12 protein-coding genes are annotated in these 11,724 nt (G+C 57.8%); 5 read left to right on the top strand and 7 right to left on the bottom strand.

Features of this window, described 5'->3' with window-relative positions:
• Positions 1-2: 2 nt before the first annotated feature.
• The 5 genes from flgK to PM04_RS08620 form a co-directional block, all read right to left on the bottom strand.
• Positions 3-1,454 (bottom strand): flagellar hook-associated protein FlgK, encoded by a 1,452-nt coding sequence (flgK, locus tag PM04_RS08640; protein ID WP_038005734.1) that lies wholly within the window; start codon positions 1,452-1,454, stop codon positions 3-5.
• 30 nt (positions 1,455-1,484) lie between these two features.
• Positions 1,485-2,816: a flagellar hook protein FlgE gene (locus PM04_RS08635; RefSeq protein WP_200880342.1), complete on the bottom strand. Its 1,332-nt coding sequence runs from the start codon at positions 2,814-2,816 to the stop codon at positions 1,485-1,487.
• A 110-nt stretch (positions 2,817-2,926) separates the two neighbouring features.
• A complete protein-coding gene (gene mepA, locus PM04_RS08630; RefSeq protein WP_038005731.1) occupies positions 2,927-3,796 on the bottom strand; it encodes a penicillin-insensitive murein endopeptidase in 870 nt (289 codons plus the stop codon).
• Positions 3,793-5,130: an MFS transporter gene (locus tag PM04_RS08625; protein ID WP_038005729.1), complete on the bottom strand. Its 1,338-nt coding sequence runs from the start codon at positions 5,128-5,130 to the stop codon at positions 3,793-3,795. Before PM04_RS08625 ends, mepA begins: the two co-directional genes overlap by 4 nt.
• Before the next feature lie 70 nt (positions 5,131-5,200).
• A complete protein-coding gene (locus PM04_RS08620) occupies positions 5,201-5,731 on the bottom strand; it encodes an acyl-CoA thioesterase (RefSeq protein ID WP_038006005.1) in 531 nt (176 codons plus the stop codon).
• 128 nt (positions 5,732-5,859) lie between these two features.
• Here PM04_RS08620 and PM04_RS08615 point away from each other — a divergent pair, with 128 nt between their 5' ends.
• From PM04_RS08615 to PM04_RS08600, 4 genes are all read left to right on the top strand, one after another.
• Positions 5,860-6,147 (top strand): YggT family protein, encoded by a 288-nt coding sequence (locus PM04_RS08615; RefSeq protein WP_038005728.1) that lies wholly within the window; start codon positions 5,860-5,862, stop codon positions 6,145-6,147.
• A 271-nt stretch (positions 6,148-6,418) separates the two neighbouring features.
• On the top strand, positions 6,419-7,318 hold the full coding sequence (locus tag PM04_RS08610) for a D-amino acid aminotransferase (RefSeq protein WP_038005727.1): 900 nt from the start codon (positions 6,419-6,421) through the stop codon (positions 7,316-7,318).
• Positions 7,315-7,995, top strand: coding sequence for an SGNH/GDSL hydrolase family protein (locus PM04_RS08605; RefSeq protein ID WP_038005726.1), 681 nt, complete (start codon positions 7,315-7,317; stop codon positions 7,993-7,995). Before PM04_RS08610 ends, PM04_RS08605 begins: the two co-directional genes overlap by 4 nt.
• Entirely contained in the window at positions 7,992-8,705 is a 714-nt protein-coding gene (locus PM04_RS08600) for a hypothetical protein (RefSeq protein WP_038005725.1), read from the top strand. Before PM04_RS08605 ends, PM04_RS08600 begins: the two co-directional genes overlap by 4 nt.
• A gap of 4 nt (positions 8,706-8,709) precedes the next feature.
• Here PM04_RS08600 and PM04_RS08595 read toward each other — a convergent pair whose 3' ends face one another.
• Positions 8,710-9,930, bottom strand: coding sequence for an argininosuccinate synthase (locus PM04_RS08595; RefSeq protein WP_038005724.1), 1,221 nt, complete (start codon positions 9,928-9,930; stop codon positions 8,710-8,712).
• Between the two features lie 137 nt (positions 9,931-10,067).
• On the opposite strand from PM04_RS08595, the gene ilvA reads away from it, so the two are divergent.
• Positions 10,068-11,303 carry a threonine ammonia-lyase IlvA gene (gene ilvA / locus PM04_RS08590; protein ID WP_038005723.1) on the top strand — a complete coding sequence of 412 codons (1,236 nt, stop codon included), beginning with the start codon at positions 10,068-10,070 and terminating at the stop codon, positions 11,301-11,303.
• A 2-nt stretch (positions 11,304-11,305) separates the two neighbouring features.
• Here ilvA and PM04_RS08585 read toward each other — a convergent pair whose 3' ends face one another.
• Complete coding sequence (locus PM04_RS08585; RefSeq protein WP_038006003.1) at positions 11,306-11,632, bottom strand: Hpt domain-containing protein; 327 nt, start codon at positions 11,630-11,632, stop codon at positions 11,306-11,308.
• Positions 11,633-11,724 lie beyond the last annotated feature (92 nt).

Raw genomic sequence — 11,724 nt, 5'->3', positions numbered from 1 at the left:
GGTCATAACCTCGTCAATGTGTCGAGCATTTCACTAATGGTCTCGATAATCCGGGCGTTAGCGGCATATGCCTGCTCAATCACCAGCAGTTGCTGCATCTCAGTATCTGTATCGACACCGTTTCTAAGTTCTTCGGTGCGTAGGGTCTGATTAAGGCTGGCGGCAAAGCTTTCGCGGGTTTCTTGGTCTGCCAATTCGACACTGGTCATCGACAAGAGGTCTGATGTCAGAACCGCTGCCGAGCGTGATGCGCCCGTAAACCCACCCGACACCGTGGCGCGTCCTTCGGTGAGGGCGTTTGCCAAACGTTGCAGTTGGGTTGCGTCACCCATGGGCCCCTGAACGGCGGCCCCCAAACCATCACGCAAGAGAGAGATATCACCGCCCTGGGCCGGATCGGCCAAAGGCGTGAAAGCGATGCGAGCCGCAAGTCCCAATTCGAGAAGTGGATCGAAGTTTCCGCCACTGTCGGTAAATAGCCCAGCGTCGCCCGTGGCCAATGTTGGGTCGACGGATGCAGATTGGAACCGCTCGATGAAATCACGCGCAACGGCATCGATCTGCCCCTGAGCGGCGGGCGCAATTTCATCACGCACTTCGAACAGAGCAGCCAAGCGACCGCCGCCAACCAAGCTGCGATCCGCAAGTGCGTCCACATCGCGACCGTTAACTGTAAGTTGTGAAAGTGTCCCGGCACCCGCACTAAGGTCTGGAGTGATCATCGCACGCGGAGAAAAGCCAAACTCCGCCACGTTACTGCCATCCAGAAGCGCCAGACCACCTGCGGTATAAAGCGCAAGCTGACCCCGCCCACGGTCAACCTCCGTGAGCGGGATCTCTTGCGCGATTTGATCAATGACCTGTTGGCGTTGATCCTGAAGCGAGGCCGTTTCCCGACCTTGCCCCGTCATTTGGATGATCTCTTTATTGATATCAGCCACTTGCTCAAACGCGGCGTTCAACCGCGTAACTGTCAGGCCAATTTGAGTATCGGCGTTTTGCCGTGCCTCACCTATCTGAGCGGAGACCGTGTTGATCTTTGTCGCCAGCCTTTGCCCCTCATTGACGATTTCCGTCAATGCTGCCGGGCTTTCAGGGCGTGACGCGGCATCAACCAACGCGGTTTCAAACCGCACCACAGAGGCCCCAAGACTGTTTAGATCCTGAGGCTGGCCAATTGCACCAGCCAGGCCCCGATGGAAATCCGCCCGTGCAGACGCCGCCTGATATTCTGCATCAGACGACCTGCGTTGTGCGAGCAGGATAGGATCAGTATTACGTGTCACACTGACCGCGCGCACGCCCCCTCCGTTTTGCTGGCTCGTCACTTCAAGACTGCGCACAGCATAACCGGGGGTTGAGGCATTCGCGATATTCGAGGACACGATCTCGGCACGTCTGGCCGTCACATTTAGTCCCGAAATCGCTGTGGATAGAGAAGAGGAAAGGCTCATTCTGCGCCTCCCTATATGAGGTTCAGATTATTACCGTTTGATGTTGGTCGTTTCTTGCAACATCTCATCAACCGTCTGGATGACCTTCGCGTTCGACGAATAGGCTCTTTGGGTCTGGATCAACTGCGTGAGTTCGGCGGCCACATCAGTGGCGCTTTCCTCTCGGGTAAAGCCGGCCATATCACCGGTTGGGCCCTCACCCGCATCCCACAGAAACAACGATCCAGATTCGGGTGAGACTTCGAACGTCTGGTTATTTTGTGAAATCAGACCATTCATGTTGGGCACATCGGCCACAGGGATCTGATAGATCGTTTTAGTAAAGCCGATGTCATAGATCGCTTGCAGATAACCGTTCGCGTCGACTTCGACAGAACTCAGGTTACCGACTGGGCTGCCGTTTTTATTGACGGACACGGGCGCGAAGACATCAGACAGCTGCGTCATGCCGCTGGTGTCATTGTAGCGACCGATATCGAGCTGCATGGTACCGCCGCCCGCGACGTTGACCGCAATTTCGCCCGTAGCTGGGTCATAATCGCCCGTGCCACCAGCCGCAGGGCCCGTCAGCGAGTTATCGATCACACCGGAAATCGCACCACCACCGGACTGAGAACTATCAAAGGTCACGGTAAAATCACCAACCGTGGCCGCGTTCTGCGCCTGATCCTTGATCACGATGCGCCATTCATTGGACGCCGCCCCACTGGCCGGAACAGTTGGGGTCATCTCAAGGCTAAGGTTTTGGGACGTCCCTAGATTGTCGAAATACTCAACCGGAAAATCAAGTGTATCCCCACTTTCACCCGCCTGCGTCGCCGTGGCGGGCAGGTTCAGCGCAAGGTTAACCTTGGTCGTCGGATCGCCCGCAAACTGGTTAAGGTTCACGCGTACAGGTTCCAGCCCCTCGGCTGTGGTCCGCGCGAAATCTGGGATGGTTCCATCAGGTTGGGCGGGCCAACCCATCAACACAAGGCCCGTATCCGTGCGCAGAATACCCGAACTATCGGGTCGAAACGAACCCGTCGTCGTTAAGCGAAGCGGAAATGAGCCACTTTCACTATCGACAGCCGTCAGTGTCGTCACTGGCAACATGCCACGACCTGCAATCGCAAGGTCAGTCGGATTGTCAGAGTTCACAAGCGTGCCCTGTTCATCCACCATTCTAAAGGTGGTCACACGCACACCACCAGCAGAATAACTGCCACGGGTCTGGTCGATCACCATTGATGAAAAATCGGCAACGGCGCGTTTGTACCCGTATGTGCCAGAGTTCGCGATATTGTCGGAAATAGTTGCCAACCGGCTTGCGTTAACATTCAAGCCAGCAACACCTGCATTGAGCGAGGAAGAAATGGTCATGGCTGCGCCTTTCTGCTGCAGAATCTCTTTCGGTCTGCGGCAGGTATGCGTCAGTGGTGCTTAAGGAGGCCCTAACATTTCAAATATGATCTAGTTTTGTTCTCCGCACCTCAGGGGCGACCTGGCGCGGCCAAGACTTGTGCACATTGCGCCGGAAGATCCGCCATCATCAATTCGCGGCGGGGCGGAGCGGGCTTGGCGTTTGGATCAGGCGGCGGCGGGTTCACTATATCCTGAACCCACTTTTCCGCATCCGCGCAGCCGTTGCCCGGCGGGGGTGGCGCTTGATCTCTACACGCCGCCGCCCCGCGCGGACACTTTAGCCGCACATGCATATGGTAGTGATGCCCCCACCAAGGCCGAACCTTGCGCAGCCATGCCTTGCTGCCGGCCTCATCATTGCACATCTGCACTTTCGCGCCGGGAAAGATAAAGATCCGCGCCACGCGCCGATCTTTGGCAGCCGCCTTGACCAATTCATGATGAGCCTTGGTCCAGCGGTCATTCACATAAGCCCCATTGGCGCGGCGCATGGAAATGGCACTCAAGTCCTCACGCGCGCGGCGACTTAGGTCCATCCGCGTCGCTGGGTATAGCCAAATATCAGCGTCGAGCCCGGTTTGATGGCTGCGATGCCCGGTCAGCATCGGCCCACCCCGCGGTTGGCTCAGATCGCCGACATAGATGCCCGCCCAGCCATTGCGCTGCGCCTCACGGCTAAGGTCTTGGACAAAATCAACGGTATCGGGCGTGGCCCAGTTGCGGTTGCGGCTCAGGCGCATTGCCTGCCACGTGGGCCCTGTTTCGGGCAGTTGCACCAAGCCCGCCGCACAGCCTTTGGCATAGCTGCCGATGGGCGCGGCACGCTGATCAGAACCGACATCCATGGCGCCGAACTGCGCCTTGGCCAGAGGCTCAGCCGCTACAGGGGCGGCCATCGTAACACCTGCCAAAACCGCAAAAACAAACGTGCGGATCATTCAAACTCTCCGTCCGGTTTCACCCACGACATCAACACCAACCCTAGCACGAACAACCCTATCACAGGTGCGACGCCAATGCGCTGGCTTTCGCTGAACAGCGTCACCACGCCAATCAGAATAGGTGCCAAAAACGCCGTCGCTTTGCCTGCCAAGGCATACAGGCCAAAAGCTTCGGTCATACGTTCGGGATCAGCTTGGCGGACCAGCATCGTCCGCGACGCGGCCTGCAAGCAGCCCCCTGCCGCCCCAATAGTTGCACCCAGCACATAGAAGAATTTATCCGGCAATGTGCTGCCTTCAGCCAGCGAGATGCCAAAAATGGCCTCCCGCGAGGTGCCCACAATGCAAATCGAAACAATCAGCAGCGTGACGATACACACCAAGATCACCGGCTTAGGGCCAAAGCGACTGTCGGCGCGGCCCCCGATCCAGGCAAATATCGCCCCCGTCGTCGCCGCCAAAATCCCGAATACACCGATGTCGATCACGGACCAGCCCAACACGCCGCCTGCGAATATTCCGCCGAATGTATACATGCCCGCCAAGGCGTCTCGGTAGAACATCGATGACAGCAAGTAGCTGGCAAAGCTGCGCCGGTCAGGCAGGCGGCGCAGCGTGCCCCACAACCCGCTCAACGCGGCACTGACTGGGACAACGGCAGCATTTGTCAGGGGGCGCACTTCTCGGACGAACATGAAAAACGGGATCATGAACACCACGTACCAAAGCGCAGTAAATGGCCCGACAAATCGCGTGCCCTCACGGGCTGCGGCATCGAGACCAAAGGCAGGTGCTGTGCCCAACAGCGTCACCCCTGCCTCGTTCTCGGCCAAGAAAAGCAACATCAAGACAAGCGCGACAACCCCGCCCGCATAGCCCATCGCCCAGCCCGAACCGGAAATTTTACCGATCTCGGCCCTATCCCCGAGCGTGGGCAGCATTGCGTTGGTGAAGATCGTCGCGAACTCCATCCCGATCAGGCCGAGGCAAAAGAGCAACAGGATAAACGTCACATCATCCATGCCCGGCACCGCCAACCACAACGCCGCAGAACCCAGCACATACAGCCCAGAAAACAGCCATATCCACGGCATTTTGCGTCCCGATGTGTCGGCAAATGCCCCCAAGATCGGCGCCAAAACCGCGATCACAAAACCCGAGGCCCCTATCGCAAATCCCCACATGGATTGCGCCTGAACAGGGTCATCCATCACCGCTGACGCGAAATAGGGCCCGAAGATAAAGGTAAGAAGCAGGGTGTTGTAGGGCTGACTTGCCCAGTCGAACATCATCCACCCAAAGACGCGCTTTTTCAGTCCGCTATCGCTCATGCTGCCCCACCTATTTTCCAGCACGAAACAGCCGGGGCCACACAAAGGCAAGCAAAAGCGCGTGAAGGGCCTACATTTCCGGCGGCCAGGGACGCAAATCCTCTGCCTTGATCCACGTCTGAACCCATTCGGGCAAAGGCGGATTGGGGATATCACCGCCCAAAGCGTCTACAACACGCGCGGGCGCCACAATACCCGCCGCATCCGTCACCGCCATGCGGAGCACAATATGGGAGCAACACATATCGCCCCGCCACATGCTTTGTTCGACATACGTAAACCGATGGTCAAACCCCAACGAACGGGATCGCATCTCAACCCGATCAAACATCCGGACCCTCTTGCGGTAGCGTACAACTGCACCGGCCACCGAAATGCCCCAGCCCTTTTGCTTGGCCACTGCAAGCAACCCAATGCGGCGCGCCATCACCAGCCGCCCCAAGTCATACAGCGTCAAAGTGCGGCCGTTGTTCAGCTCGATCCACAGATCAATATCCCACGGCCAACAGATGTGGTGTGAGATGTGGGTGCCAAAGGTCGGCAGCGCAGGCGCGTTGCGGTGGACCCAGAATTCTTTGATCATACGGACGACAGGATACATCCGCACAAAACGCAGCACAGATGCTCAAACGTCAACACTGCCCAAACGTCACACCTATCAGCAGCCAACTGCTTGCGCCGCCGATGCCCGCGCCTTACCTACGAAGTAAGTGAAAAAAGGAACCGCCCATGCAATCGCTGTTTGAGATTTTGTTGATGCTGATCGGTGTGGCCAAGATGATCATCATCATCCACATCATCATGTCGTGGCTCATCACTTTTCAGGTTCTGAACCTGCGCCAACCTCTTGTTGCGTCCATTTGGGATGGCCTCAACCGTTTGCTTGAGCCCGTTTATGGCCGCATCCGTAGCTTTCTGCCGCAAATGAACGGGCTGGACCTTGCGCCGCTGGTTGCGATCTTAGGCATCTTTGCCCTTGAAACGATCCTGCGCAACAATGCTGGGGCCTTCATGTAAGGCGGGGACGACAGTCTCTGGGGTGCAATCCGCGCAGGCGTGATGCGCCCCATCACGATCCAATTTCGCACCCAAAAGGAGCGCCGCCACCAGCAGCGCGATCTTGGCGTTTTGCCACCCGGTCTGTGTCATTTGGCATGCCTCCTACGTCAGAGCGCTACTATGCCCAAAAGACCGCCCTTCAGGCAACTCACGCCTGTGTGACATCACACGTCCGTGAAGTCTTGGCGGCGCGTTTTTGCCTGATATGGTGCCGGTCGGAGGGCCAAAAATGACAGACAACGTATCGACACACGAAGCCGAGGAAGACCGGCGCAACGCGGACATCCTGATCTGGGTGAATGGCGCCCTAACGCACCGCGCCGAGGCCACCGTTTCGGTCTACGATTCGGGTTTTATGCTGGGCGACGGCGTCTGGGAGGGGCTGCGGCTTTATAACGGGCGCTGGACCTTTCTTGAGGAACATATCGGCCGCTTGTTTGAGGCTGCCAAGGCCATCGACCTCGATATCGGGATGACGCCAGCACAGGTCATCGCAGCTCTTGAGGAAACCCGCACCGCAAACGACATGCACACTGATGCACATGCGCGTCTGATGGTGACACGCGGTGTCAAACGCCTGCCGTTTCAACACCCCCGCCTGTCGACCAAAGGGCCGACGATGGTCATCATCATGGAGCATTCCAAGCCCAAGCTGCCCCGGCCTATCCGGCTTGCAACAGTGCCGCATCTGCGCGGGTTGCCCATGACGCAGGACCCTAAACTGAACTCGCATTCCAAGCTGAACTGTATCCTTGCCTGCATCGCCGCCGAAAAAGCAGGCGCGGATGAAGCCCTAATGCTCGACGTGCATGGGTTTGTGAACACCACCAACGCTTGCAACTTTTTCATCGTCCGCAAGGGGGCCGTTTGGACCTCGACAGGGGATTACTGCATGAACGGGATCACACGCCAAAAGGTGATCGACCTGTGCCACGCCAACGATATTCCCTGTTATGAGCGGAACTTTTCGTTGGTCGATACCTACGGCGCAGATGAGGCATTCCTAACGGGCACGTTTGGCGCGCAAACTCCCGTCAGTGAGATTGACGGCCGCACGATCGGCAGCGGCGAAATGGGTCCTGTCACCACGCGCCTGCGGGGGCTGTACAAAGACCTCGTGGGCGCATGAAATCCGCACTCGCCCTGCTGCAAGGTGCGTGGCTTTATGCGACGCGCCCACGACTGCAAGAGCCTACCGGCCGGCGCGAGGGCACCTTGGGTCACGGCCCGGACCTACGCCTATTGATCCTTGGCGATAGTGCCGCAGCGGGCGTGGGCGTCGCGACCCAAGACGACGCGTTGGCAGGCCATCTGCCGCGAAGCCTCGCACAAGACCGCACCGTCTATTGGCGGCTCGCGGCGCGTTGTGGGGCGACGACCGCCTCGACGCTGAAGCGGTTGCAGGCGTTACACGCCGAGCCCTTCGATGTCGTCCTCATCGCGGTCGGCATTAATGATGCAAAAAACGGTGTGGCCAAGAACACCTATCGGAACAACTATCGCACCATCATCGAGACGCTGCGCACGCGACATTCTGCAGGCATAATCCTCTGCACGGCTTTGCCGCCTGTGCTTAGCTTTCCGACGGTGCCCGAGCCGCTTCGCTCAATCATGGGTACGCGTGCTGCGGAATTTGACATCGCATTGCAGGATCTTTGCGCCGAAATGGGCACAGATTATCTGCCCCACGACGCCCCGCCCGACCCCAAAATGTTGGCCGCCGACGGGCTGCACCCCGGCGCGCCCTATTACCAGCTCTGGGCGGACGCCGCCGCCACACAGATCAAAAAGGCTCTCACTCCATGAAAATTGCTGCTTGGTCCGGCCCCCGGAACCTGTCTACCGCTATGCTATATGCTTTTGGCAGTCGCACCGATTGTGCGGCATGGGATGAGCCGTTCTATGCGCCCTACCTTGCGCACACTGGCGCGGACCACCCCATGACAGCTGATATCCAACACAGCCACGAGACCGACCCAAGCGCCATCGCACAGGCCTGCGCTGGCGCAGTGCCACTGGGCCGCGCGCATTGGTATATGAAGCACATGCCGCACCATATGCTACCGGGGTTTGATATGAACTGGGCCGAGCAGGCCGTGAATATCCACCTCATTCGCCACCCTGCCCGTGTCATCGCAAGCTACGCTGCCAAGCGTGATAGCCTTACGCTAGAGGACATCGGATTTGCTCAGCAAACCACCGTCTATGACAGGCTAGAGGGGCCAGTAATCGACAGCGAAACGATTCGGGCCAATCCCCGCGCCGCGCTACAGGCGCTTTGCGCCGAAATCGGCCTGCCGTGGGATGATGCGATGTTGAAATGGCCAGTTGGGCCTAAGCCATTTGATGGCGTTTGGGCGGCGCATTGGTACGGCGCTGTGCACCGATCAACTGGGTTTGCCGAAGCCGAAGGGCCCCTGCCCATCGTCGCAGCGCAGCACCGCGCCATCCTAGACGCGGCCCTGCCGTTTTATGAGGCTATGAAGGCGCGGGCGGTTACCGTTACCGCGCCTTAAATCACTAGCCCTTAACGCGTTTGTTGCGGTTCGCGACCAGCTTTAGACGCAGCGCATTGAGGTGGATAAAGCCCGCAGCATCCGCCTGATCATAGGCGCCTGCGTCTTCTTCAAACGTCACGTGCGCCTCGGAATACAGCGAGTGATCCGACCAACGCGCCACAGTCATAGCGCTGCCCTTATAGAGCTTCAGCTTAACCGTTCCGGTCACGTGCTCTTGGGATTTATCAATCAACGCCTGCAACATCTCACGCTCTGGCGAGTACCAGAAGCCGTTGTAGATCAGCTCAGCGTAGCGCGGCATGATGCTGTCTTTGAGATGGCCTGCGCCGCTATCAAGCGTGATTTGCTCAATACCCCGGTGCGCTTCCAGCAGGATCGTACCACCGGGCGTTTCGTAGATGCCGCGCGACTTCATGCCGACAAAGCGGTTCTCAACCAGATCAAGACGGCCAATTCCGTGCTTGCCACCCAATTCGTTCAGCTTGGTCAGGACAGTCGCAGGGGACATTGCGACCCCGTTGATCGCAACCGCGTCGCCTTTTTCAAACGCGATCTCAACGAATTCCGGCGTATCAGGCGCCTGCTCTGGCGAAACAGTGCGCTGGTAAACGTACTCGGGCGCTTCGCCTGCGGGGTCTTCCAGCACCTTGCCCTCGGACGAGGTGTGCAAAAGGTTCGCATCCACCGAGAACGGGGCTTCGCCGCGTTTGTCCTTGGCGATCGGAATTTGGTTCTTCTCAGCGAAATCAATCAGCTTGGTGCGCGAGGACAGGTCCCACTCACGCCAAGGTGCGATCACTTTAATATCTGGGTTTAACGCGTAGGCCGCCAGTTCAAACCGGACCTGATCGTTGCCCTTGCCCGTCGCGCCGTGCGACACCGCATCAGCGCCCTCAGCGGCAGCAATCTCAACCAACCGCTTGGAGATCAACGGACGCGCGATGGACGTGCCCAACAGATACAGGCCTTCGTACAAAGCATTTGCCCGGAACATCGGGAAAACGAAATCACGAACGAATTCTTCACGCAGATCTTCGATGTAGATTGAGCTTGCGCCCATCAGCTCGGCCTTGGCGCGTGCAGGCTCCAGCTCTTCGCCTTGGCCCAGATCAGCGGTGAAGGTCACCACTTCGCATCCGTACTCCGTCTGCAACCACTTGAGAATAATCGACGTATCCAGACCGCCAGAGTAGGCAAGGACGACTTTCTTCGGCGCGGACATAGCGCTCTCCTCATGTGGTTTTGTTCCAGCGCGGGGCCTATCGCGATTCCGGGACAGGGGCAAGGCGACGTTGACGCACGGCCTCGCCCCCCCTAGCACTGTGGATAACGTACCACCGACGCAATCCCGAGGGCCTTTTGACCGATTTCTCATCCAAAGCTGAGGCCACAACCCGCGCCCTGCGCAGTGTTTTTGACCCAACACCCCTTCAAAGAAACGCTTACCTGTCGAACAAATACGGCGCGGATATCTGGCTCAAGCGCGAAGACCTCAGCCCGGTGCGCAGCTACAAAATTCGGGGCGCCTTCAATGCGATGCGCAAACAGACGGGCCAGTCCCACTTTGCCTGCGCCTCAGCGGGAAACCATGCGCAAGGCGTAGCTTATATGTGTCGTGAGATGGGCGTTGAAGGCACGATTTTTATGCCCGTCACCACACCGGGCCAAAAGATCGACAAAACCCGTGCCTTTGGTGGAAAGCACGTCACCATTCGCCATGTGGGTGACTTTTTCGACGACACGCTGGCCGCCGCACAAGCCTATTGCACAGAAACCGGGGCGCATTTTTTGTCGCCATTCGACGATGCGGACGTGATTGAAGGCCAAGCCTCTGTCGCGGTTGAGATTTTGGCCGACCTAGACACCGCGCCGGACATGGTAATCCTGCCCGTTGGGGGCGGTGGCTTGTCGGCTGGTGTCACTGCCTACATGACAGAACAAGCACCCCAAACCACGCTCATTTATGTAGAACCAGAGGGCGGGGCCAGTTTGACCGCCGCATTGCAGGCAGGCCACCCCGTCGCATTGCCGCGGGTGGACACATTTGTAGATGGTGCCGCAGTCGCGCAGATCGGCGCACGAACGTTCGACGTGTTGCGCGATGTCCCCTCTGACCACGTTCTGCGCGCGCCCGAGAACCGGATTTGTGTGACCATCAGCGAAATGCTGAACGTCGAAGGCATGGTCCTAGAACCTGCGGGCGCCCTATCGCTTGATGTTTTGGACGAACTGGCCCCCCAAATTGCGGGAAAAACGATCGTCTGCGTCACATCCGGTGGAAACTTTGACTTTGAGCGCCTGCCCGAGGTCAAAGAGCGCGCCATGCGCCACGAGGGCCGCAAAAAGTACTTTGTCCTTCGGATGCCGCAGCGCCCCGGAGCACTGAAGGATTTTCTCGGAATTTTGGGCCCAAGTGATGACATTTCGCGGTTTGAATACCTCAAGAAATCCGCGCGAAACTTTGGCTCCGTCCTGATTGGCATCGAAGCCGCCGCGCCCGAAGATTTTGCACGCCTGTCAGAACGCATGGATGCCTTGGGATTTGAGCATCGCGATATCACCAACGACACGGTTTTGTCGGAGTTCTTAATCTAGGCTCACGCAGCCCTAATACCTTCATGTTCGCGCAGCTCTTTGGCCGAGGCTTCGTAACACGCCGATATCGCCGCAATATCCGCATTCAAATGGCCAACGCCTGCCTTTTCCTCAACGCCTGCGCACATTTCAGCCAGCTTAACAAAGCCGATGTTCAACGCTGAACTTCGAAGGAAATGCATATCCTCGCTCAAAGCGGCTTTGGAGGTCCCGTCCATGACCTCTTGCAGTTTTTCGGCCACCTCTTCGAGAAACATCTCAATAACTGTTGCCAGATCCTCAGCCCCAATCTCATCTCGTAGTTCTGTCACCCGATCCCAATCGATCATAGGAAATCCAATCTTTTGGTCCGCCGCTTTGAGCATAAAATAACGTCTCTCAATGAAAAAATCTCTAATGGTGCCGAAAAATATACATCGAA

The sequence above is a fragment of the Thalassobacter sp. 16PALIMAR09 genome (assembly GCF_000765485.1).
In the GTDB taxonomy this organism is placed as follows: Bacteria; Pseudomonadota; Alphaproteobacteria; order Rhodobacterales; family Rhodobacteraceae; genus Thalassobacter; species Thalassobacter stenotrophicus.
The sequence above is the reverse complement of the archived record's forward strand: the minus strand, read 5'-3'. Positions and strand labels throughout refer to the sequence as shown.